Source organism: Reyranella sp., assembly GCF_004297405.1.
GTDB lineage: Bacteria > Pseudomonadota > Alphaproteobacteria > Reyranellales > Reyranellaceae > Reyranella.
The window spans coordinates 190146-216207 of record NZ_SCVC01000036.1 but is presented as its reverse complement, the minus strand read 5'-3'; the positions used below and the strand labels follow the sequence as shown (position 1 = coordinate 216207).

Below are 26062 nucleotides of genomic sequence, written 5' to 3'. Positions count from 1 at the left end.
TGGCGAAACTATTCCGTATTACGGACTCTGTCGACTTGGCCGCAGAAATGCCGTGCGGGTCGGAGTAGGCTTGCCCCCAAGAAGACGAGAGGAAACATGCTCGGAAGACGACGCCTTGTCGTGGCGGGCGCCGCTGCATCGCTCGCAGCGCCAGCCATCGCGCGGGCCCAGAAGTTCCCGGCGAGCCGTGTGACGATGGTCGTGCCGTTTCCGGCCGGCGCGGCGACGGATCTCGGTGCGCGGGTCTATTCGGAGCGGCTGTCGGCGCTCTGGGGGCAGCCCGTGGTGGTCGACAACAAGGGCGGAGGCAACGGCATTCCGGCGGCGGAGTTCGTGGCACGGGCCAAGCCGGACGGGCTCACGATCTTCGCGACCTCGGCGATGACCCAGGTTGTCAATCCAGCGATCTACGACAAGCTGCCCTACGATCCGATCGAGAGCTTCGAAGCGGTCACGCGCATGGGCCTTTCGCCGTTCGTGCTGCTGGTAGACAGGAACAGCCCGATTAACACGGTGAAGGAGCTCACGGCGAAGCTGAAGGCCGAACCCGGCAAGCACAACTTCGCCGCGGGGTCGTTGCCGTCGCGCGTGGCCTCGGAACTCTACAAGATGCTGGCCGGCGTCGAAGCGGTTTATGTCGGCTACAAGAGCAACCCGCAGGCCATCCCCGACGTGCAGAGCGGCCTGGTCACTTTCATGATGATCGACACGACCAATGCCAAGCTAGCCATCGATCGCGGCGCGCTGAAGGGGTTGTTGCTTACCGATACGGAACGGTATCCGCCGATCGCCGACGTACCGACGGCGGCGGAAGCGGGGATGGCTGACATGCTGCTCACCACCTGGTCGGGCTTCTACGTGCCGAAGGGTACGCCGCGCGAGGTCGTAGACAAGATCAACGCCGACATCCACACCGTCGCCGCCATGCCGGAAACGGCCGCCAAACTCGAGTCCATGGGCTCGAGTCCGAAGCTGATGAGTGTGGATGGGTTCGCGGCCTTCGGGCGCTCCGAGAAGGAGCGCTGGAGTCACATCATCCGTCGCGCCAACATCAAGGTCGAATAAGGAGACACCTATGAGCAGCCTGCGTGGCAACAAGGGACCTCGCTACCGCCATGTCGCCGACGAGTCGGCACCATACGAAACCCTTCAGATCGACAAGCTGACGCCGATCATCGGCGCGGAAGTGGGCGGCATCGACCTGTCGAAGCCGCTGGGTAACCGGCAGATCGACGAACTGCATCGCGCGCTCGCCGAGAACTGCGTGATCTTCTTCCGCGACCAGCATATCACGCAGGACCAGCATCTGGCCTTCGGCCGGCTGTTCGGCGACCTGCATATCCACCCCGCCGCGCCCGCGGAGCCCGGCAAGCCGGAGCTGATGATCATCCGCGCCGACAAGGATTCGCCGCGCGCCAATGGCGAAGGCTGGCACACTGACGTGAGCTGCGATGTCGAGCCGCCGATGGGCAGCATCCTCTACATCAAACAATGCCCGCCCAAGGGCGGCGACACGCTGTTCGCCAACATGTATGCCGCCTACGAGGCGCTGTCCGACCGCATGAAGGCCTATCTCGATGGCCTGACGGCGATCCATGATGGCGAGGATGCCTATCGCGGCACCTACGCCAACCTCGGCGTCAAGGACAAGCCGGTCTATCCACGTGCCGAGCATCCGGTCATCCGCACCCATCCGGTGACCAACCGCAAGGCGCTCTACGTCAACCGCGGCTTCACCAAGCGCCTGGCCGGCGTGCCGCGCGACGAGAGCGACGGCATCCTGCGGTACCTGTTCGAGCACATGGAAAATCCGCTCTTCCAGTGCCGTTTCCGGTGGCGCGAAAATTCGATCGCCTTTTGGGACAACCGCTGTGTCCAGCATCGGGCGATGTGGGACTACTGGCCGCATACGCGCAGCGGGAACCGGGTCACAGTGGCAGGCGACAAGCCTTACTGATACTGCCCGGGCGTGATACTGACGGGGCGTGCTCGTAATCTTTGATTGCGATGGCGTGCTGGTCGACAGCGAGCCGATCGCCAACACCTGCTTTGCTCGCGCCCTCCAGCGCGAGGGACTGAACTGGAGCGTCGAGCAAACGATGCGCCGGTTGATGGGCCGCTCGATGAAATCCTGCGTGGAGATCATCGAGGGCGAACTTGGCCGCGCCTTGCCGACGGATTTCGTCGATCGGCTGCAGGCCGACACGATGCAGGCGTTTCAGGACGCGCCCTTGCGCGCCGTGCCTGGAGTCATCGCGGCGATCAACGCCATCGAAGCGGCCGGCGCGGTCACTTGCGTGGCGAGCTCGGGTGGCCTCGACAAGATGCGCGTGTCCTTAGACATCACCGGCCTGTGGCAGCGCTTCGAGGGCCGCATCTTCAGTTCCACTGAGGTGCCGCGCGGAAAACCGTTCCCTGATCTTTTCCTGCATGCTGCCTTGCGCATGGACCAGCAGCCGTTCGCCTGTACCGTGATCGAGGATTCGTTGCCGGGCATCCAGGCGGCACGCGCTGCGGGCATGCGTGCCATGGCCTATGTCGGCGCGACGCATACTGATGCCGCGGCACTGAAGGCCGCCGGCGGCCGTCCGTTCGACAATATGTCGAAGCTGCCGGCCCTGGTCAGGTCATGACCGGAAACTGGTCGATGGGCAGTGGTCGGCCCGAGACGGTCGTGGTGATCGGCGCCGGGATGGCCGGGCTCGTGACCGCGCGCCTGCTTCACGATTCTGGTTTCGACGTCACCGTGCTCGAGGCGCGCGACCGTACCGGCGGCCGCGTCTGGACGGACAGCCGCATCGGCGCGCCCGTCGATCTCGGCGGCTCGTGGGTCCACGGCGTCGAGGGCAATCCGCTGGCGCTGTGGTGCAGCAAGCTCGGCATCCCGCTGATCGAATCTCATGGCGAGCGCCTCCTGATCGACAAGCGAGCGACAGCACCGACGCGCGAAGGCCAGCGTCGTCGCGCCATCAAGGGACGCGTCGCTTTCAAGGCTGCCATCGAGTGGGCGACGTGGAAGAGCAAGGCGATGGCCCGCGTGCGCGGGCCGCGTTCGATCTCTGTGCGTGATGCCGTGGAGCCTTTGCTCCGCGCGTCTTGGCTGCCGGAGATCGACCGGCTGGTCGTGGCGACCTTCGTCGAGATGAGTGAGGGCGTGCAGAGTGCGCCGTGGGAAGCGGTGGCCGCCGAGGAATGGTTTCCGACCGAAGGCCTTGACCGCAACGCCCAGCCCAAAGGCGGCTTTCACACGCTGATCGACGATGCTGCGTGCGGCCTTGCGATCCGTCACGGTGTGGCGGCTGAGCGCATCGTGTGGACCGGGCAGGGCGTGACCGTCCATCTCCAGGGCGGTGAGCGGCTCGAAGCGGATCGTGCGGTCGTGGCCGTTCCGGTCGGCCTCCTGCGTGCAGGTCTGCCCGCACTCGATCCGGCACCGCCCGAGGCGCAGCAAATTGCGATCGGCCGTCTGGGTTATGGCGCCGGCATCCTCGGCAAGATCTATCTGCGCTTCCCGAAATGCTTCTGGCCGGAGCAGCCGAAATGGTTCGGCCGGCTGCCGAATTCGCCGCAGCAGCGCGGCACCTTCAACATATGGGTGAACCACCAGGAGGAGACGGGCCTGCCGGTCTTGCTGAGCTTCGCCAACGGCGATACCGCCATTCGCCTCGATCGCAACACGTCTGACGGAGATGTCGTGAAGGTCGCGATGGCCTCGTTGCGGGCGATGTTCGGTGATGACATTCCCGAACCCGAGGCCATGGCCTTCCCACGCTGGCTGAGCGACCCTTGGTCGCGCGGTGGTTACTCTTATCCCGGCGTCGGCAGCGATCCGGAAGACTGCACGACGCATGCCCGTCCGCTGGGTGGCCGCGTGTTCTTCGCGGGCGAAGCGACCGAACCCGTCGAATACGGCACGGTGCACGCAGCGCTCTGGTCGGGCGAGCAGACGGCCGAAGCGATTTTCCGTACCGTTACGGGCACGGCAGCATCGCGCGCCGCGCGGCCCTGGGCTGGGGCCCGTACTGGCGCGGGTCGGCACAATGCGGGATAAGCCCCTATGACCCTCGCCAACGTCCTTTTCGTCCTCGTTCTGGTGTCGGCTTTCGCTACGCTCGGCACTCTGTTCGCCGGCCTGATCAGCATGAGCCGCAACCAGGAAGGCAGCATCGACGGCAGCCGCCGCAGCAACCGTCTGATGTGGTGGCGCGTGCGTCTGCAGCTCCTGACAATCGTGCTGATCCTGCTGTGGTATTTCGCGAGCCGGAGCTAGACGATGGCAGTCAATCTCACGCGCATCTACACGCGCGGCGGCGACGCCGGGCAGACGTCTCTCGGTCGCGGCGAGAGGGTGGCCAAACACGACATCCGCGTCGAAGCCTACGGCACGACCGACGAAGCCAATTCTGTGATCGGCCTGGCGCGCAACGCGATCGCGCGTGCTGGCGCGAAAGATCCGCGGTTCGGCGAAGCCGACGCCATGCTCAGCCGCATCCAGAACGATCTCTTCGATCTCGGCGCCGATCTCTGCACGCCCGAGGGCAAGACCAAGCGCGACGAGCAGGCGCTGCGCATCGTGCCGTCGCAGGTCGAACGGCTGGAGCGCGAGATCGATGCCATGAACGCCGAGCTTCAGCCGCTGAAGTCGTTCATCCTGCCGGGTGGCAGCGAAGCGGCGTCCTGGCTGCATCTGGCGCGGACCGTGGCGCGCCGGGCCGAGCGCTGCATGACGCATCTGGCCGCCGAACAACCGATCAATCCCGAGGCGGTGAAGTACATCAACCGACTGTCGGACCATCTGTTCGTGCTTGCACGCCGACTGAACGACAACGGCGCAGCAGATGTGCTGTGGGTACCGGGCGGGGCGCGCTAGCCGCTCCAAGCTGTTGAAAGATAGGGCAAAAAGCTTTCACCCTGCGATTTTGTGCAGTGCGCCATAGCCTTGACATGATCGGCTGAACACCCCTACACGAAAACCCCTTCGCCGGGCGTTTGAGCCGGGCGGTAACTCACCGATAGGCGCAACGCGATGAAAGTGCTGGTCGCGGTCAAGCGGGTCATCGACTACAACGTCAAGATCCGCGTCAAGGCCGACAACACGGGTGTCGAGACGGCGAACGTCAAGATGTCCATGAATCCCTTCGACGAGATCGCCGTAGAAGAGGCGATCCGCATGAAAGAGAAGGGCGCCGCGACTGAAGTCATCGCCTTTTCCGCCGGCCCGGCCCAGTGCCAGGAGACGATCCGCACCGCGCTCGCGATGGGCGCCGACCGCGGCATCCTCGTGCAGGCCGATGGCGAACTGCAGCCGCTGGCCGTCGCCAAGCTGTTGAAGGCCGTGGTCGACAAGGAGCAGCCCGGTCTCGTCATCGTCGGCAAGCAGGCGATCGATGACGACTCCAACCAGACCGGCCAGATGCTGGCCGCGCTTCTGGGTTGGGCGCAGGGCACCTTCGCCAACAAGCTCAACGTCGCCGACGGTTCGATCGAGGTGAAGCGCGAGGTCGACGGCGGCCTCGAGAACATCAAGATCAAGATGCCGGCGGTGATCACCACCGACCTGCGCCTGAACGAGCCGCGCTACGCGTCGCTGCCGAACATCATGAAGGCGAAGAAGAAGCCGATCGAGACCCTGGCGCCGGACGCGCTGGGCGTCGATGTCGCGCCGCGCCTCAAGACCCTGAAGGTCGAGGAGCCGCCGAAGCGCAAGGCCGGTATCAAGGTGAAGACCGTTGCCGAGCTGGTCGACAAGCTGAAGAACGAAGCGGGAGTCATCTGACCATGGCCATTCTCGTCGTTGCCGCGCATGACGGCAAAACGGTCCGCGCCAACGTCGCCAACGCGGTGGCGGCTGCCGGCCAGATGGGCTCCGATGTCACCGTGCTGGTGGCTGGCTCCAATTGCGACGAAGCCGCCAAGTCGGCTGCCGCGATCCAGGGCGTTGCCAAGGTGCTGCAGGCGGACGATGCCGCCTACGCCAACTGGCTGGCCGAGGACATCGCGCCGCTCGTCGTGAAGCTCGCGCCGAACTACAGCCACGTCGTGATGGCGGCCGACTCGGTCGGCAAGAACATCGCGCCGCGCGTTGCAGCACTTCTCGACGTTGCGCAGGTTTCCGAGGCGATCCAGGTCGTCTCGCCCGACACCTTCGTGCGCCCGATCTACGCCGGTAACGCCATGGCGACCGTGCAGACCGCCGACAAGGTCAAGGTCGTGACCATCCGTCCGACCAACTTCAAGGCAGGTGCAACGACCGGCGGCTCGGCGGCGATCGAGAAGATCGGCGGCGAGGGTGCCAAGGGTCTTTCGTCGTACGTCGGCGCCGAGCTCTCCAAGAGCGAGCGGCCCGAGCTCACCAGCGCCAAGATCGTCGTCAGCGGCGGCCGTGGCCTGCAGAGTGGCGAGAACTTCAAGATGCTCGAGACGCTGGCCGACAAGCTTGGCGCCGGCCTCGGCGCCAGCCGCGCCGCTGTCGACGCGGGCTACGTGCCGAACGACTACCAGGTCGGTCAGACCGGCAAGGTGGTCGCGCCCGACCTCTACATCGCCATCGGCATTTCCGGCGCCATCCAGCATCTCGCCGGCATGAAGGACAGCAAGACCATCGTGGCCATCAACAAGGACGAGGAAGCGCCGATCTTCCAGGTCGCCGATTACGGCCTCGTGGGTGATCTGTTCCAGATCGTTCCGGAGCTGACGGCCGCGGTCGAGAAGAAGTAGCCAGAACCCCGTAGCCAGAACTCCAAGGGGATACCCATCATGATCAAGCGCATCGGCGTTATCGGTGCCGGCCAGATGGGCAGCGGCATCGCCCATGTCTGCGCGCTGAAGGGCTACGACATCCAACTCGCGGATGTCGACCAGGCGCACCTCGACAAGGGCCTCGACAATATCGGCCGCAACATGGACCGCCAGATCAGCCGTGGCATGATCCGGCCGGAGGAAAAGGACGCTGCGCTGAAGCGCATCGTGCCGGTCATCGACTACAAGACCTTCGCCGAATGCGACCTGGTGGTCGAGGCGGCGACGGAGAACGAGGCGATCAAGCGCGAGATCTTCAAGAAGGTCTGCATCGATCTGCCGCCGAACGTGCTGCTCGCCACCAACACCTCGTCGATCTCGGTGACGCGTCTCGCGTCGGTCACCGACCGTCCGGGCAAGTTCATGGGCATGCACTTCATGAACCCCGTGCCGCTCATGGGGCTCGTCGAGCTCATCCGTGGCATCGCCACGGAAGAGGAGACCTTCCGCACCGTGCGCGAGGTCGTGGTCAAGCTCGACAAGAAGCCGGTGAATGCCGAGGACTTCCCGGCGTTCATCGTCAATCGCATCCTGCTGCCGATGATCAACGAGGCGGTCTATGCCCTCTACGAGGGCGTCGGCAACGTCGAGGCGATCGACACCGGCATGAAGCTGGGCGCCAACCATCCGATGGGCCCGCTCGAGCTCGCCGACTTCATCGGCCTCGATACCTGCCTGTCGGTGATGCAGGTGCTGCATGAGGGCCTGGCCGATTCGAAGTATCGGCCGTGCCCGCTGCTGGTGAAGTATGTCGAAGCCGGCTGGATTGGCCGCAAGGTCAAGCGCGGCTTCTACGACTATTCGGGCGAACGTCCGGTTCCGACACGCTAACGACAGGGGCGGCGTCGATGCGTATCGCCGTCCTCTACTTTGCCCACGAGACGGTGACGTTCCTTCCGAACGACACCACGTTGGCCGACTTCACCTACAAAGGCTCACCGGCCAAGGGCGAGGCGCTGCTGGCGCACGACGCCAAGTCTTACATGGGCGGCTTCGTGAAAGTGGCGCGCGAGCACGACGACGTCGAGCTTGTGGGCATCGAATCGCCGCTATGGCCGAGGACCGGCACCGGCTCCGGCTGGATCACCGAGGAAGCCTACGAGACCTTGCTCGGCCGGATGATCGCCGACCTCCGGGCCAGCGGGAAATTCGACGGCGTCTATCTCAGCCTGCACGGCGCCATGGGCGTTCGCGGCGTGGCGCGGCCGGAAGCCGATATCGCTCGCCGTGTCCGCGAGGTCGTGGGTAGCGGCGCCTTCATCGTCGGGACGTTCGATCCGCACGGCAACGAGGACGAGGAATTCCTGCGACACGCCGACATGGCGTTCACGGTGAAGTATTTCCCGCACTATGACAGCTACCTGCAGGGCGAGCGGGCGGCCCGTATGCTGGTGCGCGCCATCCGTGGCGATTATGTGCCGAAGACCGTGATGGTGAAGGTGCCGATCATCTCGCCTACGGTGCTGCAATGGACCGGCGCGTCGCCGTGGATGGATCTGGTGCAGCGCGCACTCGTCTGGGAGGCGCGTGAGCCCGACCTCTACGTGAACGTCTTCTTCGGCTTTCCCTTCGCCGACGTTCCCGATGTCGGCATGACGATCCAGGTCATGAGCAACGGCAATGACGCGCTTGCGCGCAAGGCCGCCGACGATCTGGCACTTTGGGCCTGGCGCCGGCGCGAAGCCCTGCTGACTTCGACCAAGGTGCACGCCATTCCCGACGGCGTGCAGCTCGCAAAAGAAGCGATCGCGCGTGGCGAGACGCCCGTCGTCCTGGCCGATCACAGCGATCGCTCCGGCTCGGCGACGTGGCTCCTGAAGGAGATCATCGAGCAGGATCTCTCGGGCGTGCTGATCGCGACCATCGCCGATGCCAAGGTGGGCGATGCGCTCAAGGCGGCCGGCGGCGTGAAGGCGGGCGATCCGTTCGACATGAATGTGGGCGGACTCGCCGATGAATCGGCCGGCCAACCCGTGCGTATCACCGGTACGGTCCTGAATGCCGCCGAAGGATATGGCCAGCTCTGGATCGTCGTGGAGTTCGGCCGCGGCAACGTGCTGGTGCTGAGCCGCTATCTCGTGCAGGTGCAGGAGCCCTTGTCGCTCGAAGCGCTGGGCCTCGATGTGTCCTCCTTCAAGGCGTTTGCCATCAAGTCGCGCGTTCACTTCCGCCGTGGCTTCGACGATTCGGGTTTCGCCAAGACCATCCTGCTGGTCGAGCCCGTCGAGCCCTTCCTCGGCACCGTCCGTCTCGATGGCCTGCCGTACCGCAACGTCGATTTGAAGAAGTTCTACCCTTACGGCGACGTCGCTTTCCCCTGAGGCCGATGATCCGATGACCAGTCCGCTTTTCCGTCCCTTCGCCTGCAAGTCGCTGTCGCTCGCCAATCGCCTGGTGATGGCGCCGATGACGCGCTCCAAGAGTCCCGAGAGCGTGCCCGGTCCGGATGTGGCGGCCTACTATCGCCGTCGCGCTGAAGGCGGTGTCGGCCTCATCGTCACGGAAGGCACGACGGTGGATCGGCCAGCCGCGACCAACGACGCCAACGTGCCGAACTTCCATGCACCAGAGAGCCTTGCCGGTTGGCGGCGCGTCGTCGAGGAAGTGCACGTAGCGGGCGGCCGGATCGCGCCGCAGCTCTGGCACCAGGGCATGATGCGCAAACCCGGCACGGGACCCAACCCCGAGGCGCCGTCAGATGGCCCCTCGGGTCTCGCCGCTTCGGGCAAGCAGGTCGGCGAGCCGATGAGCGAGGCCGACATCGCCGATACGATCGACGCCTTCGCCAAGGCGGCAGGCGCGGCCCAGGAGATCGGCTTCGACGCCGTCGAGATCCATGGTGCACATGGCTATCTGATCGACCAGTTCTTCTGGGAAGGCGCCAACCAGCGCGACGATTCCTGGGGCGGCGACTTCGTGCGACGCACGCGCTTTGCCGCCGAGATCGTGAAGGCGATCCGCGCCCGGGTCGGCGAGACTTATCCGATCATCCTACGCTTCTCTCAATGGAAGCAGCAGGACTTCACGGCTCGCCTCGCGCAGACGCCGGATGAGTTGGCGCGCTTCCTCGAACCGCTGGCTGCGGCCGGCACCGACATTTTCCATTGCTCGACGCGTCGCTTCTGGGAGCCCGAGTTCGAGGGCTCGTCGCTGAACCTCGCGGGATGGACCAAGAAGCTCACGGGCAAGCCCACCATTACTGTCGGATCGGTTGGCCTCAAGGGCGCGGATTTCGTGCAGACCTTTCGCACGCGCGAGACCTCCGACGTCGGCGAACTGGGTGAGCTCGAAGCACGGCTGGAGCGCGACGAGTTTGACCTGGTCGCTGTCGGCCGCGCGCTGCTGGCCGACGCGCACTGGGCCGCCAAGGTGCGCGAGGGTCGCTTCACCGAGCTGGCGCCGTTTTCTGCTTCGTCATTGGCTACGCTTGCGTAAAATGCCGCCCTCAAAAAGTGGGGCAGCATTCATGAAGAGACTCAACCGACTGACGATGCTGGCCGCGCTCGGCGGCCTGGTGCTGGCGGCCGTGCCGTTTGGTGCTGCGGAAGCCCAATGGGTATTCCTGGCGCGCAAGGCGATGGGACGCATCCATCAGATGACCGAAGGCCAGCAGAATGGCCGGCCGGGTTACGATTTCGCGACGGTCATCCTCGATGTCTCGGCCGACAAGGTGTTCGCTACGGCGCTCGACCTTGCCCGCAAGAACAAGTCGGTACGCATCCTGATGCACGACTCCCACGCCCGCCGCTTGCAGATCGCCGAAGGTGATCGTACGGCGACTCTTAACGTCGTGCCCTTCAGCGACGACGTCTCGCAACTCCTGATCGCAGGTCACGCCGGCGCCGGTGAAAGCTCCACGGCCTCGATGGTCGTGCACGCCGTCCTGCGTGTCTGCAAGGAGATGCACAAACATTGCGAAGTGAGTAACTGAGCCCTAGCTCCGCCAGTCGAGGCCGATATCGAGCACGCTGACGCTGTGAGTCAGCCACCCGGCTGAAATGAGATCGACGCCGCTCGCTGCGATGGCGGGCGCCGTCTGCGGCGTGATGCGGCCCGATGCTTCGGCAATGGCGTGACCGCCGATCGTACGAACGGCCTGGGTCAGCTCTTCCGGCGTCATATTGTCGAGCAGGACGGCATCGACGCCGATCGCCATCGCCTCGTCGAGCTGCGCGAGCGTGTCGACCTCGACTTCGATCTTCACCAGATGGCCGACACCCTCGCGAGCTGCGCGGATCGCAGGGCCAATGCCGCCGGCAACGGCGACATGGTTGTCCTTGATGAGGACGGCATCGTCGAGGCCGAAGCGGTGATTGGAGCCGCCGCCCACACGGACGGCATACTTCTGAAGCGCACGCATGCCCGGCATGGTCTTGCGGGTGCAGCAGATGCGCGCCTTGTGGCCGCGCACGGCTTCAACCAGCGTTGCCGCCGCGCTCGCCACACCGCTGAGATGCCCCAGGAAGTTCAAGGCCACGCGCTCGGCCGTCAGCATGCCGCGCGCCGGGCCGGCGATCGTGGCAATGCGGTCGCCGGGTGCCAGTCGCGTGCCATCCGGCCGCTCGATCTCGATCTTGATGGCGGGATCGACCAGGCGGAACGCCGTCGCGGCCAAGTCGAGGCCGGCGACGATGCCGGGCTGGCGTGCGACCAGAACCGTTTCGGCTTTCGTCGTCGCAGGCACGATGGCGTCGGTAGTGATGTCACCCGCTCGGCCGAGATCCTCCAGCAGTGCAGCTCGCACGACCGGTTCAAGCATGAGCATGGGAAGCGACGGGATGGTCATGAGCAGGGTTCCGTTTGTAGACGATGCGGTTGTTCTCGAGATGCTGCACCAGGCGGCAGGCCCAGGCAGGCGAGGCGTGAGGGAAATCGCGGCGCCAGTGACCACCGCGGCTCTCCTCGCGCGCGAGTGCCGCCGTTGCGATCATCAGCGCCACGAGGGCGGGATCGGCGGCGACACCGTCTGCGAAGGCGATTGACCCCAGCCGATCGATCGCGGTCTGCAGGCTCTTGCGTTCGCGCACCACGCCGAGGGTCTCACTGGCGAACGTGCGCAGGACGGCTGCGTCGGGTGACGCGGGCAACGCCACGGGTCGTGGCGCTGGCAGCGGCGCGGTCGATGTGCCGGCGATGCTTTCAGCGACAAGGCCTGCGCCGACCACGGCTTCGAGCAGCGAGTTGCTCGCCAGCCGGTTGGCGCCATGCAAGCCCGTCGCCGATACCTCGCCGCAGGCCCACAGGCCTTCGACACTGCTACGGCCGGCTTCGTCCACGGCGATGCCGCCCATGTGGTAGTGGACCGCGGGGCGTACGGGGATCGGTTGCAACGCGGGATTGATCCCGGCGGCGCAGCAGCGCGCCGTGATGCCGGGAAAGTGGTTGGCAAAATCCGCACCCAGCGATTCGCAGGCATCGAGGAAGACACGATGGCCGAGGGCGATGTGCGCAGCGACGGCACGCGAGACGACGTCACGCGGTTCGAGCTCGGCACGACCTTGCCCCGCCATGAACCGCGCACCGGTCTCATCGATCAGCACGGCGCCTTCGCCGCGCACGGCTTCGCTGACCAGCGGCATGGGATCGAGCCCGACATCGAGTGCGGTTGGATGGAACTGCACGAACTCCATGTCGGCGAGTACGGCGCCGGCACGGGCGGCGAGCGCGATACCCTGGCCGATGGCGCCCAACGGGTTGGTCGTGTGGGCGAAAAGACCGCCCAGTCCACCGGTCGCCAGCACCACTTGCCGGCTCGGCAGTACACAGGCGTTCCGTGGTCCTGCCGCCAGCACCCCGGCGATGCCGCGGTCGTCGACCAGCAGGCGGCGTGCTTCGAGTCCTTCGATCACCGTGATCGAGGGCGTGGCGCGCACTACGGCGACCAGGGCACGCATGATGGCAGCGCCCGTACCGTCTCCCGCCGCGTGGACGATCCGGCGGCGGGCGTGCGCTGCTTCGAGGCCGAGCGCGAGCCGACCGTTGGCGTCACGATCGAAGACGACGCCCAGACGTTCGAGGGAGGCGATGGCAGCCGGTGCAGCCGCGGCGATGCGGTTGGCGACCGCCGGGTTGGTGAGGCCGTCCCCCGCGGCGAGCGTGTCGTCGGCATGCAACGATGGCCGGTCGTCGTCGCCCAAGGCGGCCGCGATACCACCCTGAGCCCATGTCGAGGCGGCGCCCTCAGTCAGCGGCGTCTTCGCAAGCAGGATCGCCGGCTGCGGTGCGAGCTTCAGCGCCGTCATGAGGCCGGCAAGGCCGCCGCCGACGATGATCGGCGCGCCGACGAGGCTGGAAGGGATCGTTTCCACCGAACCCTCTAGCGGAATTCCAGCATGCGCTCGACGGCGCGGCGGGCAGGGGCCGCGACGGCAGGGTCGATCGTCACCTCGTGCTGCATCGTCTCCAGCGCGTGCCGGATCTTCGGCAGGGTGATCTGCTTCATGTGCGGGCAGAGATTGCAGGGCCGCACGAACTCGATGTCAGGATGCTGGACGGCGACGTTGTCGCTCATCGAGCACTCCGTCACCAACACGACGCGCGCTGGCTTCTCCTTGCCGACATAGTCGATCATCGCCGCGGTCGAGCCGGTGAAGTCGGACACGGCCACAACCTCGGGCGGGCATTCGGGATGAGCGAGAACAACGATGCCCGGATGGCCGGCGCGGAGCTGCTTGATATCGGCGGCGGAGAAGCGCTCATGCACCTCGCAGTGGCCGGCCCAGGTGACGATCTCGACGCCGGTTTCGGCGGCGATGTTCTGCGCCAGGTATTCGTCCGGCAGCATGATGACCTTCGGCACACCGAGACCCTCGACGATCTTCCGCGCATTGCCCGAGGTGCAGCAGATGTCGCTTTCGGCCTTCACGGCAGCCGAGGTGTTCACATAGGTCACGACTGGAACGCCGGGATAGCGCTGGCGCAGCAGGCGGACGTCGGCGGCGGTGATCGACGCGGCGAGCGAGCAGCCGGCGTCGAGGTCGGGGATCAGAACACGCTTGGCCGGATTGAGGAGCTTCGCCGTCTCGGCCATGAAATGGACGCCGGCGAGCACGATCACCTTGGCGTCGACCTTCATCGCCTCGCGGGCCAGCGCAAGGCTGTCGCCTACGATGTCGGCGACGCAGTGGAAGATCTCCGGCGTCTGGTAGTTGTGCGCCAGGATGACGGCATCCCGCTCGCGCTTCAGCTCGAGGATGGCGTCGATGTCCTCGGCAAAGGCCGGCCATTCGATCGACGGGATCACCGACTTCACGCGGTCGTAGAGCGGGGCCGTGTGGACCATCAGGTCCGGGGCAGAGGATAGGGACATTGAACACCTCGTTATGCTCATAAGGAGCATTTACTGATTATACTAAGAATGAGCATAACGATAATCAAGCCCATCGTTCCGCAAGGAGGGACGAAAACTAGATCGGTCGGGAGAGGGGAAGCTTGGTGCCCTGGACCGCCCGTTCGAGGACGACTTCGCGGCGGAACCGGAACAGCTTGGCGGGCCGTCCGCGGGTTTCCGAGGTCAACGCGCCGGTGGGCTCGACCAGACCCTGCTGGTCAATGAGGCGCCGGAAGTTCTGTTTGTGCATCGGCCGGCCTGCCAACGCTTCGACGGCACGCTGGAGCTGCAGGAGGGTGAATTCCGGTGGCATTAGCTCGAAGAACACCGGACGGTATTTGATCTTGGCCCTGAGCCGCGCGATGCCGGTGGCGAGGATGCGGCGATGGTCGTGCCGCATCGGCATGCCCGGTACGGGCTCGATGCCTGGTGGTGTCGCCCGGTTCCGTTCCTCCAGGGTTTCAGGAACCAGGCCTGCTTCGTAGAGCAGCTCATAGCGCTGCAGGATCAGATCCTCGTTCCAGTTCTCCACCCCGTCGCCGAAGTTGACGTCGATCCGCTGCCGCCGCTCGCGCTGCTTCGCGGCGTCGACCGTTGCATCGGCCCATGTCGACAACTGCGGCAGGATCGTTTGTGCGACCAGCGGCGAGGGGCCGGCTCGCCAGTCTTCCCAGGGGAAATAACGGTACCAGCTCCGCCATTCGGGATCGCGTGCACCGGCTGACAGCCGTTCGCGGGTCAGGCCGAGATAGCTGATCGACACGACGCGGCGCTGGCCGTCCGAGGCAGGCCTGTTGCGATCGGCGAAGGTGTAGAGCTGTTCGACGTAGCCGAGCGGATGCCGGGTCTGCCGCTCGACCCAGGCGCGCACGCCGCTCTGCAAGGTCGGATGCTCGGTCGCGAAAGGACCCGACGGAAGAAGGGCGCCATCCTCCAAAGTCAGCACCAGTGGCTGATTCTCCGTGAGCGCGACGAGGACCGCGTTCAGCTCGATCGTAACAGCATCGGAGATCGCAGGCGGCGGCGTCATATCAAGCGGCGATCGCCGCCTTCATCAGCTCGATCGACTCGGGCATGTCCCAATCGGCGTCGCCTTCGATACGGCCGAGCTCGCGGCCGGCTGGATCGACAAGGATCGAGGTCGGCAGCAAGGTGACGTCGAGCCCTTGCATCGCCTTGCGGCCCTTGTCGAAGTAGATGCCGAGCTGGCTGAGCTTCTGATCCTTGTAGAAGGGCCCGACCTTGGGCTTGGTCGGCCCGTCGATCGACAGCGGAACGATGATGAACCGGTCCTTAGGTAGAGCCGCCTGCAGGCGGTCGAGGCTGGGCATTTCCTTCACGCAGGGCGCACACCAGGTCGCCCAGAAGTTCAGCAACACGGCCTTCCCGCGAAACTTGCTAAGGTTGAGCGGCTTGTCGTTGGCGTCCTGAAATTCGACATTGGCCAGCGGCTTTGGCCTCTTGACCAGCACGAAACGCTCCATCGCGCCCCTGGCCAGGTCCGGATTGATGCCAGCGAAACTACGCCGGGCCGTGGCCGGCAAGGCCAGGGCGGCCAAGCCGCCGGCCAGCACCAGCCGTCTGCCGGGGAAGAAATCTCGTTCGGGATATGCCATAAGCCGCGATCCTAAAGCACAAGTGGCGTCAATTCATGGCACGGAAGAACAGGGCTGCGCGAGCGCCGAAGAGTCGCTCCAACACAATGTGGGGAGGGCGTTACAAGCTCGGCCCGGCGGAGATCATGGAGAAGATCAACGCCTCGATCGGTTTTGACCGGCGGCTCTACGCGCAGGACATCACGGGCTCGATCGCCCACTGCGATATGCTGGTGGCTCAAGGCATTCTGACGGCCAAGGACGGGAACGCCATCAAGCGCGGCCTCGCCAAGGTGCGCGAGGAAATCGAGTCGGGCCGTTTCAAGTTCTCGACCAAGCTCGAGGATATCCACATGAACGTGGAGGCGCGGCTTGCCGACCTGATCGGTCCGGCCGCTGGCCGCCTGCATACGGCGCGCTCGCGCAACGACCAGGTGGCGCTCGACGTGCGGCTGTGGGTACGCGACGCGATCGACCGGCTGGAGCCGATGCTCGCCGACCTGCAGGCCGCCCTGATCGAACGCGCTGAGGAGTATGCGGCCACGATCATGCCGGGCTTCACGCACCTGCAGACGGCGCAGCCCATCACCTTCGGCCATCATCTGCTGGCCTATGTCGAGATGTTCGGTCGCGACCGCGGCCGGCTCACTGACTGCCGTGCGCGGCTGAATGAATCGCCGCTGGGGGCCGCCGCACTTGCGGGCTCGCCGCACCCGATCGATCCGCGCAAGACGGCAAAAGCGCTGGGCTTCGATCGGCCAATGGCCAACTCCCTCGATGCCGTGTCCGACCGTGATTACGTGGTCGAGTTCATCGCTGCAGCCTCGCTCACGGCGGTCCATCTTTCGCGCCTCGCTGAGGAGATCGTGATCTGGTGCTCGGCGCCGTTCCGGTTCATCTCGCTGTCGGATGCCTTCACCACCGGCAGCTCGATCATGCCGCAGAAGCGCAACCCCGACGCTGCCGAGCTGACGCGTGCCAAGACCGGCCGCATCCTCGGTTCGTTCGTGGCGATCTGCACAATCCTGAAGGGCCTGCCGCTCACCTATCAGAAGGACATGCAGGAAGATAAGGAACCGCTGTTCGATGCCGCCGACTCGCTGGAGCTCGGTGTTGCGGCGATGGCCGGCATGATCCGCGACCTCAAGGCCAATCCGCTGCGAATGCGTGCCGTAGCCTCTGCTGACTATTCCGTGGCGACCGATCTTGCCGACTGGCTGGTCCGCAAGGTCGGCCTGCCGTTCCGCCAGGCCCATCACGTGACAGGGACGCTCGTCGGCATCGCTGCCGACAAGGGTATCGATCTCGACAAGCTCTCACTTGCCGAGATGCAGGCCGTCGAGCCGAGCATCGATCGCGGTGTCTATCGCGTGTTGACGATCGAGGCGTCGGTTGCCGCACGCAAGAGCCTGGGCGGTACGGCGCCGGCGAACGTGGCGCGCGCCGTCAAGGAGGCGCGCAGTCGGTTTCTCGCAAAGGCGCCCCGGAGCGCAAAGGGGCGCGGTCGATGAGCTTCTTCACCTACAAGAACGGCGAGATGCACGCTGAAGGCGTGACGCTCGCGTCAATCGCGGCCCAAGTCGGCACGCCCTTCTACTGCTACTCGGCCGGCGCCCTGCGGGCCGCCTGGAAGGAATTCGCCGACGGCATGAAGGGCATGAACGCGAGTGTTTGCTACGCCATGAAGGCGAACAGCAATCTCGCGGTGGTCCGCCTGTTCGGCGAGATGGGCGCCGGCGCTGACATCGTGTCGGTGGGCGAGATGCACCGGGCGCTCGCCGCCGGCATCCCGGCCGGCCGCATCATCTATTCCGGCGTCGGCAAGAAGGCCTCGGAGTTGATGGCTGCCTTGGAAGCGGGCGTCGGCCAGATCAATGTCGAGAGTTCATCCGAACTCGAAACCTTGAATGCCGTGGCAGGCCAGCTCGGCGTGAAGGTCGACATCACCATCCGTGTGAACCCGGACGTTGACGCCAAGACGCACGCCAAGATCACGACGGGCCGCAAGGAGAACAAGTTCGGCATCGACATCGACCTGGCGCGCGAGGCCTTTGCGCTGGCCGGGCAGCTGCCCAACCTCAAGGTCGTGGGAGTGGCGATGCACATTGGCTCGCAGCTCACGGCGGTCCAGCCCTATCGCGACGCCATCGTGCGCGTGCGCGAGCTGATCGCGCAGTTACGGACCGACGGCCACAAGATCGACCGTTTCGACATCGGCGGCGGCCTGGGGATTGTTTATGCCGACGAGAAGCCGCCCTCGATTGCCGAATTCATGACCGTCGTCGCCAAGGAAACCGCTGGGCTGGGTTGTGAGTTAACCTTCGAGCCCGGCCGCCGGCTCGTCGGCGAGGCCGGGGTCCTGGTCGGCGAAGTTATTCTGGTAAAGCCGGGCTCTGCGAAAACTTTTGTCATTGTGGACGCAGCGATGAACGATCTCATCCGACCCACACTCTACGAAGCCTGGCACGACATTCTGCCGGTGCAGCAGCCGCGCCCCGATGCCGCCACGATCCGTTGCGACATTGTCGGTCCGATCTGCGAATCAGGGGATTTCCTGGCACAGAACCGTGATCTGCCGCCGCTGGTAGCTGGCGATCTCATCATGGTACGCTCGGCAGGAGCCTACGGGGCGGTCATGTCGTCGAGCTACAATACTCGGCCTCTGGCCCCTGAAGTGATGGTGGATGGCACGCGGTTTGCGGTCGTCAGACCGCGGCCGACGATCGAGGAGATGCTCTCCGCCGAGCGGTTCCCGCCCTGGATGGAGAAGATCAAGGCCTAGCGAAAGGAAACGATGGACGCGAGCCAGACCACACCGACGATCCAAGCGCCCGGACTGGGGCGTAAAGTCGGCTTGGCATGGGCAGCGTTGGCCTGGGAAGGCCTTTGGCCGCGTCTTGTGCCGTTGCTTTCTTTCGTGGCCCTGTTCATCGCGGCCGCCCATCTCGACCTCTTCGCCGGTCTCGATCCCTGGGTTCATACCGGTATTCTGGTTGCGTTGGGGCTGGGCTTTGCTGGGCTCGCCTGGTGGCGCCTCAGGGATTTTGCCTGGCCCGCGCGGGAAGTCGCGATCCGTCGGCTTGAGCGCGACAGTAACGTGCCGCACCGGCCGCTGGTCGCCGTACAAGATCGTCTGGCCGCGGGCGAAACCGACCCGATGGCGACCGCGCTCTGGGAAGCGCATCGCCGTCGCGAGGCCGAACGTCTGGCAGGCCTCAGCAATGGCCCGGCGCGTCCGGGGTTGGCCTCTCTCGACAAGTGGGCGCTTCGCTTCGTGCCGATCCTGGCGCTGGTCGTGGCCATCGCCATCGCCGGTGGCTGGCGCAGTGACCGCATGGCCGCCGCGGTCACGCCTGCCTTTCCGCCGCCGCCGCCGGTCGTCGCCAACCTGTGGATTGCGCCGCCGGCTTATACCGGCAAGCCGCCCGTCTATCTCGACATGGCCGACAAGGACAAGCTGCTGCGCGTGCCTGTCGGCAGCAAGATTGCGGGCTTCGTCGACGATGTACGCGGCCGCAAGCCGCCACAGCTCGTCATCGAGGGCGAGGGATCGAAGAAGGAATCGACGGACTTTTCGACCGTCGGCAAGGGCAAGTACCAGGTCGAGCAGACCATCACCGACGGCAAGACGATCACGCTGCAGGCGCGGGGCGACGAGCAGGCGCGCTGGAAGCTGCACGTCATTCCCGATCTTCCGCCCACGATCGATTTCTCGCGGCCCATCGGCGTCGACAAGTGGTCGACCAAGATCGAGTACGTCGCCGGTGACGATTTCGGCGTAACGGGCGTTCAGCTCCAGGTTCGCCTGCACGGCAGCGTCCTGGGCGACGATGCGCTGAGCGACGACGAGGAACCGGAAGTCCTGCGTATCGACCTGCCGGTCGCCGGCAGCGCCAAGAAGGTCTCCGACACCTTCGTGCGCGACCTCACCAGCCATCCCTGGGCGGGCCTCAAGGTCACGGTGATGCTGTTCGCCAGCGACGCGCTGGGCCAGAAGGGCCGCAGCTCCGTCGAGACCTTCCTGCTGCCGGAGCGCGTGTTCAACGATCCGACGGCGCGTGCCCTGATCGTGCTGCGCAAGGCGCTGACGCGCGATCCCAAGGGCTTCCGCATGGATGTGGCCGATGGCATGCGCCTGATTCAGGCGAGGCCAGAGAGCTATCGCGAGGACCCTGTGGTACAGCTCGGCCTGCGCATTGGCGCGGCGCGGCTGGTTCAGAGCGGTGACAAGCCGACGATCACCGATACCCAAAAGCTTCTCTGGGATCTCGCCATGCGCCTGGAAAGCGGGGCGACCTCGGATGCAGAGCGTGCCGTCGAACAGGCTCGCCAGGAGCTGCGTGACGCCATGCAGCGCCAGGCCGGCGACGAGGAAATCGAGCGCCTGATCCAGCAGCTCTACGACGCCATGGGCCGCTGGCAGCGTGAACTCGCCGAGAAGATGAAGGATCCCGAGGAACGTCGCCGCATGCAGGAGCAGGCGGAGAAGATGGATCCCAACAACACCATCACCGGCGACGACCTGCAGAAGATGCTCGATAAGATTCGCGAGATGGCCAAGAACGGCCAGCGCGAAGAAGCCAAGCGTCTGCTCGAAGAACTGCGCAAGATGATGGAGAACGCCACCCCGATGATGGCGAACCCCAACGGCCAGCAGCGCCAGCAGCAGGGTCAGCAGGGGCAGGGCAGCCAGCAGGGCCGCGAGATGATGAACCAGCTCGACCGGCTGTCGCGGCGGCAAAACCAGCTCCTGGGCGAGTCCGAGCGCGAAGGCCGCCAGCAACAGCAGCAGGGCCAGCGCGGCCAGCAAGGTCAGCAGGGCCAACAAGGCCAACAGGGGCAGCAAGGACAACGCGGGCAGCAGGGTCAGCAGGGCCAGGGCAATCAGCCGGGCGGCAACCAGCCCGGTGACGGCCAGTGGGGCGAACAGCAGCGCGGTCAGCAGGAAGGCCTGCGCCGGCAGCTCGGCGACTTCATGAACAAGCTCGACGAGAACGGCATGCCGATGCCGGAATCGCTCGGTCGCGCCGAGCGCTCGATGCGCGAGGCCGAGGAGGCGCTGCGCCGTGGCGAGCCGCGCGAGGCGTCACGTTCGCAGCGTCGGGCGCTCGACAATCTGCAGCAGGGCATGGGCGATCTCGCCGAGCAGATGCGCCAGCAGCGCGGGCCCGGCAACAATCAGGACATTGCCGAGATCGAGGAACGCGAGCGGCGCGGCGAAGATCGCGATCCGCTCGGCCGTTCTGACGGCAACTACGGCGACGCCGTCGATACCGGTGTCGACAAAGTGCCGCTCGAACTGGAACGCCAGCGCAGCCGCGAAATCCTCGACGAACTGCGCCGCCGTGCCGGCGAGCAACAGCGGCCGAAGGACGAACTCGACTACATCGATCGCCTGCTGCGGACATACTAAGGCCGAAACCCAGTAGCTCTATGCTCTCAAGACGATTGAGCATGGCCGCAGCCTGCGGCGTGTTTCTGACGAAGGGTTTCGGAGTTGCGGCCTGCGCCCAGCCGGTACGTCCAACGACCGGAGACGAGGCAGGCATGAAGATCGAGATTGCGTTGGACGGAGCAACGATCGTGGCAACGCTCGAAGGCAACCCTACTGCCAGGGATTTTCTGAATCTGCTGCCGCTCTCGGTCACGCTGGAAGATTATGCGGCGACTGAGAAGATTTTCCACCTGCCGCGCAAGCTCACAATCCAGGGCGCGCCGGACGGTTACGAACCCCGTGCGGGCGATATCGCCTACTACGCGCCGTGGGGAAATATCGCGATCTTCTACAAGGATTTCCGCTATTCGCCCGGGCTCGTGAAACTTGGCGTCATAAGTACCGGCCGCGACGTGCTGACACGCAGCGCGTCGATGAACGCAACGATTGCGCTCGCCCCGTAGCGTTGTGTCCTAATTCGTCTTCTCGACGACGCCGATGTAGGGCAGGCCGCGGAAGCGGTGGGCCCAGTCGAGCCCATAGCCGACGAGGAACTCATCGCCGGCCTGAAAGCCTACGAAGTCGGCTTGGAGCTTGGTGCGCCGCTTGGCCGGCTTGTCGAGCAGGGTGCAGATCGACACGCGCTTGGCGCCGCGCTCCAGCAGCAGGTTCTTGGCGAAGCTGAGCGTGTATCCAGATTCGAGGATGTCGTCGACCAGGAGGACGTCGCGGCCGCGCACGTCGTCGACGATGTCGCGGACCACCTTTACGCTGCCGGTGGTTTCCGTTGCGGTGCCGTAGCTCGAGAGGGTGAGGAAATCCATCGACCAGTCGGCGCCAGTGCGGCTCAGCGCGCGAATCAAGTCGGCGGCGAAGACGAAGCTGCCCTTCAGCACCGAGACGACCAGCGTGTCGGCGGCCAGCTCATGAGCGAGCTCGCTTGCCATCTCATCCACGCGAGCAGCGATCTCGGCAGCGGAGAAGCGGATGGAAACGGTTGGACGGTCAGGCATTGGCGGCTCTCGCTAGTCGATGGTCGGCACGATGTTGGTCGTGCCAGCGGGGGGATCGTCAAGCGGTAAGCTGAAGCGAGTCCGTCCGCCCGGTGGGATCGGCCCCTCGACCAGTGGCACGATGCGCTGGCCGACCACCTGCTCGCCGGCGCGGAAGGTGAGCTTCAGCGTCTGGGTCGAGCCTGCTGCCGAGCCGCCGTTGGTGACTTCGCCGGTAACAACATAGCGCCCGTCGACAAAGTCGATCCTGCTGGCTGCAAGATCGATGTAAAGATGGGCTCGACCCGCCGCGCGCTGCGTGTCGATCTTGAGGGCCGTCCGCCATTCGGGCGGCAGCCAGCCCTGGATGCTGGCGCGATAGACGTAGGCCGCGCCGACCAGCAGCACGACCAAGCCGGCGCCGACGGCGAGCCAGGTTCTCCACGGGCTCTTCCGCCGTTGTGGAGAGAGCGCGGGCAGGCCGGCCCCCGGCACGGAGGGCCGGATCACGATATCCGGGACGGGAGAGGCCACAGGCTCGGCCGGCGCGCCGGACGGCTCGGCTGGAGGAACCGGCGGCTCGATCCTCTGAAACCAACGATGATTGCAACGGGCGCACTGAACGGTGCGACCCGAGGGACCGATCGCCGTCGGATCGACGGCATACCGCGCGCCGCAGCTTAAACAGGAAACGTGCATGATGAGCGGGGATTTCCCCACTAGATGTGCTTGCGAGCGGACATTAGGCCACTAAAACTTGGGTTACAAGCAACACCACTTGCCGCCATACATTCCGTCGATGTTTAGCCTCGGGCTGCGCTCCTTCCTGTTCAATGTCGGCTGGTATGTCGGCACCACGATCATCGCGATCGTCGGCGCGCCGATCCTTGTGCTGCCGCGGCGCTACGTCGTCGCCTGGTCTCTGTTCTGGATCGATTTCTGCCTCGGCTGGCTGCGTCTCACCTGCCGGCTGACGCATCGCGTGCGCGGTCTGGAGAATTTACCGGCAGGACCGGTCATCCTCGCCTGCAAGCATCAATCCTCGTGGGAGACGCTCGCTTTCTCCAAGATCTTTCCGCAGAGCGCCACCGTGCTGAAGCGCGAGCTGCTGTTCATTCCTGTCGTCGGCTGGGCGATGGCGCGTGTCGGCAATATCGCGGTCGAGCGTGGTGAGGGCGCCAAGGCGCTGCGTAGCCTGGTGCGGCAGGCCAAGCAGACGTTGGCCGAGGGGCGGTCCATTCTGATTTTTCCCGAAGGCACACGGGTGGCAATCGGTGCCGAGAAGCCCTATCAGGTCGGCACCGCAGCCCTCTACCGCCAGCTCGGCGTGCCGGTCGTGCCGGTGGCTCTGAATTCGGGAGTCTTCTGGGGCCGGCGCAAGTTCATCAAATGGCCGGGCGTCATCGACGTCGAGGTCCTGCCGGCGATCCCGCCAGGGCTCGATCGCGAGACCTTCATGACCACGCTGCGTGCGCGCATAGAAGAGGCTACCGACCGGCTCGTGAAGGCAGCCCAGCGATAGGAACAAAGAAAGAACAATCTTGTTGATATCGCCCGGTCCGAAGCCTACTTTTTGACGATGGAATGGGCTGAAGTTTCCCAGCGTATCTGGGACATGAAATACCGTTTTCGCGACACCGCGGGGCAGGCGGATGCCGATCTCGATGCCACTTGGTGGCGGGTCGCGCGTGCCTTGGCGGCACCGGAACGTGATCCGGGCCGTTGGGCGGAGCGCTTTCACGAGGTGCTGGCCGGGTTCAAGTTCCTGCCGGCCGGCCGCGTGATCGCTGGAGCCGGCACGGGCCGTACCGTCACGCTCTTCAACTGCTTCGTGATGGGCGCGATCCCTGACGACATGTCGGGCATCTTCGAGAACCTGCGCGAGGCCGCGCTGACCATGCAGCAGGGCGGGGGCATCGGGCACGATTTTTCGACTCTGCGTCCGCAGGGCGCGCCGGTGAAGGGTGTCGGTGCCGATGCCTCCGGTCCGCTCTCCTTCATGGATGTGTGGGATGCGATGTGCCGCACCATCATGAGCGCCGGCTCGCGCCGTGGCGCCATGATGGCGACCTTGCGTTGTGATCATCCCGACATCGAAGCCTTCGTCGACGCCAAGCGCGACCCCAAGCGGCTGCGCATGTTCAACGTCTCTGTGCTGGTCACTGATGCCTTCATGAAGGCGGTGAAGGACGATGCCGACTGGAACCTCGTGTTCGACGGCAAGACCTTCAAGACGGTGAAGGCGAAGGCGCTGTGGGAGCGCATCATGCACGCGACATACGAGGTCGCGGAGCCCGGCGTAATCTTCATCGATCGCGTCAACCGCCGGAACAACCTGCACTACTGCGAGACGATCCAAGCGACGAATCCCTGTGGCGAGCAGCCGTTGCCGCCTTATGGCGCCTGCCTGCTGGGTTCGATCAATCTCGCTGCGCTGGTGAAGGATCCCTTCACCGCCGGGGCGCACCTCGATCTCGAAGCGCTGGAGCGGCTGGTGCCTGTCGCGGTGCGTATGCTCGATAACGTCATCGATGTATCGCGCTTCCCGTTGCCGCAGCAGGAGAAGGAGGCCAAGGCCAAGCGCCGGATCGGACTCGGAGTCACGGGGCTCGCCGATGCGCTGATCTTCTGCGGTGTGCGTTACGGCTCGCCCGAAGCCGTGCGGCTCACGCGCGAATGGCTGGGTGCGGTGCAGCGCTTCTCCTATCTCGCCTCGGCCGACATCGCGGCGGAGAAGGGCTTCTTCCCGCTCTACGAGCGCACGCGCTATCTCGCGGGCGAGACGATCCGCGGCCTGCCGGACGATGTGCGCACCGCCATTGGCCGCTACGGCATCCGCAACGCGCTGCTAAATTCAATCGCGCCCACCGGCACGATCTCGCTGCTGGCCGACAATGTCTCTTCCGGCATCGAGCCGGTCTTTGCGTTCAGTTATGTGCGCCACGTGCTGCAGCCCGATGGCTCCAAGCGCGAGGAGAGGGTGGACGATCATGCCTTCCGTACCTGGCGGGAACTGCGTGGCAATGAGGCCCCCCCTGAGGACGTGTTCGTCGATGCCCAGACGCTCTCGCCCGCCGATCATCTGGCGATGCAGGCGGCAGCGCAGGACTATGTCGACAGCTCGATCTCCAAGACGATCAACCTGCCGCGCGATATCTCCTTCGAGGCCTTCAAGGGCATCTATGAAGAAGCCTATGCGCAAGGCTGCAAGGGCTGCACGACCTACCGGCCGAACGATGTCACCGGCGCCGTGCTCGAGGTGAAGCCGGCCGCCGAGTCCGCACCTCCGGCGCTGGTGCCGGCGCCTACGCCGCCGCGCGACACTGGCGTCGTCTATATCGCCCAGCCGCTCGACCGGCCGGAAGAGCTGCCGGGCCGGACCTACAAGATCAAATGGCCGGGCAGCGATCACGCGATCTACATCACGATCAACGACGTGATGCAGGACGGCCGCCGCCGGCCGTTCGAGATCTTCATCAACTCCAAGAACATGGAGCACTACGCCTGGACGGTGGCGCTGACGCGCATGATCTCGGCGGTGTTCCGGCGCGGCGGCGACGTGTCGTTCGTGGTCGAAGAACTGAAGGCCGTATTCGACCCGCGCGGCGGGCAATGGATGGAGGGGCGTTACGTGCCCTCGCTGCTGGCGGCGATCGGCAGCGTGATCGAGCGCCATCTCGTGGAGATCGGTTTCCTGGCACCGGCCGAGACGCCCCGTCTCACGGACGCCTCCGAGCCACGCATGCGCCTGACGGCCGGCGCCCGCGATTCTTCCGGTGGCGAAGGGCCAAGCGTGACACCGCCGGTGACGATGGGGCAGTGTCCCAACTGCGGCGCAGCCGCCCTGACGCATCAGGAAGGCTGCGACGTTTGCCTGAACTGCGGCTATTCCCGCTGCGGGTGAGTTGGCTGG

Annotated in this window: 25 protein-coding genes and 1 pseudogene; 18 read left to right on the top strand and 8 right to left on the bottom strand. The window is 65.3% G+C overall.

Features of this window, described 5'->3' with window-relative positions; all coding sequences use genetic code 11:
• Positions 1-96 precede the first annotated feature (96 nt).
• From EPO50_RS24005 to EPO50_RS23950, 12 genes are all read left to right on the top strand, one after another.
• Positions 97-1065 carry a tripartite tricarboxylate transporter substrate binding protein gene (locus tag EPO50_RS24005; protein WP_296348241.1) on the top strand — a complete coding sequence of 323 codons (969 nt, stop codon included), beginning with the start codon at positions 97-99 and terminating at the stop codon, positions 1063-1065.
• Between the two features lie 10 nt (positions 1066-1075).
• Positions 1076-1957, top strand: a complete 882-nt coding sequence (locus EPO50_RS24000; protein ID WP_296348239.1) for a TauD/TfdA family dioxygenase — start codon at positions 1076-1078, stop codon at positions 1955-1957.
• 28 nt (positions 1958-1985) lie between these two features.
• Positions 1986-2633 carry an HAD family phosphatase gene (locus tag EPO50_RS23995; protein ID WP_296348237.1) on the top strand — a complete coding sequence of 216 codons (648 nt, stop codon included), beginning with the start codon at positions 1986-1988 and terminating at the stop codon, positions 2631-2633.
• Positions 2630-4051 (top strand): NAD(P)/FAD-dependent oxidoreductase, encoded by a 1422-nt coding sequence (locus tag EPO50_RS23990; protein ID WP_296348234.1) that lies wholly within the window; start codon positions 2630-2632, stop codon positions 4049-4051. The genes EPO50_RS23995 and EPO50_RS23990 overlap by 4 nt, the downstream gene beginning before the upstream one ends.
• Positions 4052-4057: 6 nt before the next feature.
• Entirely contained in the window at positions 4058-4270 is a 213-nt protein-coding gene (locus EPO50_RS23985) for a twin transmembrane helix small protein (RefSeq protein WP_296348232.1), read from the top strand.
• Positions 4271-4273: 3 nt separating this feature from the next.
• Positions 4274-4870, top strand: coding sequence for a cob(I)yrinic acid a,c-diamide adenosyltransferase (locus tag EPO50_RS23980; RefSeq protein ID WP_296348230.1), 597 nt, complete (start codon positions 4274-4276; stop codon positions 4868-4870).
• A 156-nt stretch (positions 4871-5026) separates the two neighbouring features.
• Complete coding sequence (locus tag EPO50_RS23975) at positions 5027-5776, top strand: electron transfer flavoprotein subunit beta/FixA family protein (protein ID WP_296348228.1); 750 nt, start codon at positions 5027-5029, stop codon at positions 5774-5776.
• Between the two features lie 2 nt (positions 5777-5778).
• Positions 5779-6717, top strand: coding sequence for an FAD-binding protein (locus tag EPO50_RS23970; protein WP_296348226.1), 939 nt, complete (start codon positions 5779-5781; stop codon positions 6715-6717).
• Positions 6718-6747: 30 nt separating this feature from the next.
• Positions 6748-7629: a 3-hydroxybutyryl-CoA dehydrogenase gene (locus tag EPO50_RS23965; protein WP_296348423.1), complete on the top strand. Its 882-nt coding sequence runs from the start codon at positions 6748-6750 to the stop codon at positions 7627-7629.
• 17 nt (positions 7630-7646) lie between these two features.
• A complete protein-coding gene (locus tag EPO50_RS23960; RefSeq protein WP_296348224.1) occupies positions 7647-9119 on the top strand; it encodes a M81 family metallopeptidase in 1473 nt (490 codons plus the stop codon).
• 13 nt (positions 9120-9132) lie between these two features.
• The gene (locus EPO50_RS23955; protein ID WP_296348222.1) at positions 9133-10233 is read left to right on the top strand and encodes an NADH:flavin oxidoreductase; all 1101 of its coding nucleotides are present in this window, start codon (positions 9133-9135) and stop codon (positions 10231-10233) included.
• Positions 10234-10264: 31 nt separating this feature from the next.
• Complete coding sequence (locus tag EPO50_RS23950; protein WP_296348220.1) at positions 10265-10729, top strand: hypothetical protein; 465 nt, start codon at positions 10265-10267, stop codon at positions 10727-10729.
• Between the two features lie 3 nt (positions 10730-10732).
• Here the strand turns inward: EPO50_RS23950 and nadC are convergent, their stop codons facing one another.
• The 5 genes from nadC to EPO50_RS23925 all read right to left on the bottom strand — a co-directional run bounded on the left by nadC (position 10733) and on the right by EPO50_RS23925 (position 15744).
• Entirely contained in the window at positions 10733-11584 is an 852-nt protein-coding gene (gene nadC / locus EPO50_RS23945; protein WP_296348218.1) for a carboxylating nicotinate-nucleotide diphosphorylase, read from the bottom strand.
• Positions 11550-13106 (bottom strand): L-aspartate oxidase, encoded by a 1557-nt coding sequence (locus tag EPO50_RS23940; protein ID WP_296348216.1) that lies wholly within the window; start codon positions 13104-13106, stop codon positions 11550-11552. The genes nadC and EPO50_RS23940 overlap by 35 nt, the downstream gene beginning before the upstream one ends.
• Before the next feature lie 8 nt (positions 13107-13114).
• Positions 13115-14107, bottom strand: coding sequence for a quinolinate synthase NadA (nadA, locus tag EPO50_RS23935; protein WP_296348214.1), 993 nt, complete (start codon positions 14105-14107; stop codon positions 13115-13117).
• Positions 14108-14204: 97 nt separating this feature from the next.
• Positions 14205-15158, bottom strand: a complete 954-nt coding sequence (locus EPO50_RS23930; protein ID WP_296348212.1) for a hypothetical protein — start codon at positions 15156-15158, stop codon at positions 14205-14207.
• 1 nt (position 15159) lies between these two features.
• A complete protein-coding gene (locus EPO50_RS23925; RefSeq protein WP_296348210.1) occupies positions 15160-15744 on the bottom strand; it encodes a TlpA disulfide reductase family protein in 585 nt (194 codons plus the stop codon).
• A gap of 35 nt (positions 15745-15779) precedes the next feature.
• Between EPO50_RS23925 and argH the strand changes: the two genes are divergently transcribed.
• The 4 genes from argH (at position 15780) to EPO50_RS23905 (ending at position 21621) form a co-directional block, all read left to right on the top strand.
• The gene (gene argH / locus EPO50_RS23920; protein ID WP_296348208.1) at positions 15780-17234 is read left to right on the top strand and encodes an argininosuccinate lyase; all 1455 of its coding nucleotides are present in this window, start codon (positions 15780-15782) and stop codon (positions 17232-17234) included.
• On the top strand, positions 17231-18505 hold the full coding sequence (gene lysA / locus EPO50_RS23915; RefSeq protein ID WP_296348205.1) for a diaminopimelate decarboxylase: 1275 nt from the start codon (positions 17231-17233) through the stop codon (positions 18503-18505). Before argH ends, lysA begins: the two co-directional genes overlap by 4 nt.
• A 12-nt stretch (positions 18506-18517) precedes the next feature.
• Positions 18518-21136: a TIGR02302 family protein gene (locus tag EPO50_RS23910; RefSeq protein ID WP_296348203.1), complete on the top strand. Its 2619-nt coding sequence runs from the start codon at positions 18518-18520 to the stop codon at positions 21134-21136.
• A 134-nt stretch (positions 21137-21270) separates the two neighbouring features.
• Positions 21271-21621, top strand: coding sequence for a cyclophilin-like fold protein (locus EPO50_RS23905; protein ID WP_296348201.1), 351 nt, complete (start codon positions 21271-21273; stop codon positions 21619-21621).
• Between the two features lie 9 nt (positions 21622-21630).
• Here EPO50_RS23905 and hpt read toward each other — a convergent pair whose 3' ends face one another.
• The 3 genes and pseudogenes from hpt to EPO50_RS31570 form a co-directional block, all read right to left on the bottom strand.
• Positions 21631-22170 (bottom strand): hypoxanthine phosphoribosyltransferase, encoded by a 540-nt coding sequence (gene hpt, locus EPO50_RS23900; RefSeq protein ID WP_296348198.1) that lies wholly within the window; start codon positions 22168-22170, stop codon positions 21631-21633.
• Positions 22171-22182: 12 nt separating this feature from the next.
• On the bottom strand, positions 22183-22683 hold the full coding sequence (locus EPO50_RS23895) for a hypothetical protein (RefSeq protein ID WP_296348196.1): 501 nt from the start codon (positions 22681-22683) through the stop codon (positions 22183-22185).
• Between the two features lie 66 nt (positions 22684-22749).
• A pseudogene (locus EPO50_RS31570) lies at positions 22750-22848 on the bottom strand (zinc-ribbon domain-containing protein); the annotation flags it as partial.
• Positions 22849-22948: 100 nt separating this feature from the next.
• Between EPO50_RS31570 and EPO50_RS23890 the strand changes: the two are divergent.
• Together EPO50_RS23890 and EPO50_RS23885 are read left to right on the top strand one after the other, a co-directional pair.
• The gene (locus EPO50_RS23890; RefSeq protein WP_296348195.1) at positions 22949-23671 is read left to right on the top strand and encodes a 1-acyl-sn-glycerol-3-phosphate acyltransferase; all 723 of its coding nucleotides are present in this window, start codon (positions 22949-22951) and stop codon (positions 23669-23671) included.
• A 57-nt stretch (positions 23672-23728) separates the two neighbouring features.
• Positions 23729-26053, top strand: coding sequence for an adenosylcobalamin-dependent ribonucleoside-diphosphate reductase (locus EPO50_RS23885; RefSeq protein ID WP_296348192.1), 2325 nt, complete (start codon positions 23729-23731; stop codon positions 26051-26053).
• Positions 26054-26062 lie beyond the last annotated feature (9 nt).

Coding starts and splice junctions, on each gene's coding strand:
- EPO50_RS23885 (WP_296348192.1), top strand. CDS start 23,729: ATGGAATGGGCTGAAGTTTCCCAGCGTATCTGGGACATGAAATACCGT.
- EPO50_RS23905 (WP_296348201.1), top strand. CDS start 21,271: ATGAAGATCGAGATTGCGTTGGACGGAGCAACGATCGTGGCAACGCTC.
- EPO50_RS23985 (WP_296348232.1), top strand. CDS start 4,058: ATGACCCTCGCCAACGTCCTTTTCGTCCTCGTTCTGGTGTCGGCTTTC.
- EPO50_RS23925 (WP_296348210.1), bottom strand. CDS start 15,744: ATGGCATATCCCGAACGAGATTTCTTCCCCGGCAGACGGCTGGTGCTG.
- EPO50_RS23975 (WP_296348228.1), top strand. CDS start 5,027: ATGAAAGTGCTGGTCGCGGTCAAGCGGGTCATCGACTACAACGTCAAG.
- EPO50_RS24000 (WP_296348239.1), top strand. CDS start 1,076: ATGAGCAGCCTGCGTGGCAACAAGGGACCTCGCTACCGCCATGTCGCC.
- EPO50_RS23980 (WP_296348230.1), top strand. CDS start 4,274: ATGGCAGTCAATCTCACGCGCATCTACACGCGCGGCGGCGACGCCGGG.
- argH (WP_296348208.1), top strand. CDS start 15,780: ATGGCACGGAAGAACAGGGCTGCGCGAGCGCCGAAGAGTCGCTCCAAC.
- EPO50_RS24005 (WP_296348241.1), top strand. CDS start 97: ATGCTCGGAAGACGACGCCTTGTCGTGGCGGGCGCCGCTGCATCGCTC.
- EPO50_RS23960 (WP_296348224.1), top strand. CDS start 7,647: ATGCGTATCGCCGTCCTCTACTTTGCCCACGAGACGGTGACGTTCCTT.
- EPO50_RS23970 (WP_296348226.1), top strand. CDS start 5,779: ATGGCCATTCTCGTCGTTGCCGCGCATGACGGCAAAACGGTCCGCGCC.
- EPO50_RS23990 (WP_296348234.1), top strand. CDS start 2,630: ATGACCGGAAACTGGTCGATGGGCAGTGGTCGGCCCGAGACGGTCGTG.
- EPO50_RS23950 (WP_296348220.1), top strand. CDS start 10,265: ATGAAGAGACTCAACCGACTGACGATGCTGGCCGCGCTCGGCGGCCTG.
- lysA (WP_296348205.1), top strand. CDS start 17,231: ATGAGCTTCTTCACCTACAAGAACGGCGAGATGCACGCTGAAGGCGTG.
- hpt (WP_296348198.1), bottom strand. CDS start 22,170: ATGCCTGACCGTCCAACCGTTTCCATCCGCTTCTCCGCTGCCGAGATC.
- EPO50_RS23890 (WP_296348195.1), top strand. CDS start 22,949: ATGTTTAGCCTCGGGCTGCGCTCCTTCCTGTTCAATGTCGGCTGGTAT.
- EPO50_RS23955 (WP_296348222.1), top strand. CDS start 9,133: ATGACCAGTCCGCTTTTCCGTCCCTTCGCCTGCAAGTCGCTGTCGCTC.
- nadA (WP_296348214.1), bottom strand. CDS start 14,107: ATGTCCCTATCCTCTGCCCCGGACCTGATGGTCCACACGGCCCCGCTC.
- nadC (WP_296348218.1), bottom strand. CDS start 11,584: ATGACCATCCCGTCGCTTCCCATGCTCATGCTTGAACCGGTCGTGCGA.
- EPO50_RS23910 (WP_296348203.1), top strand. CDS start 18,518: ATGGACGCGAGCCAGACCACACCGACGATCCAAGCGCCCGGACTGGGG.
- EPO50_RS23930 (WP_296348212.1), bottom strand. CDS start 15,158: ATGACGCCGCCGCCTGCGATCTCCGATGCTGTTACGATCGAGCTGAAC.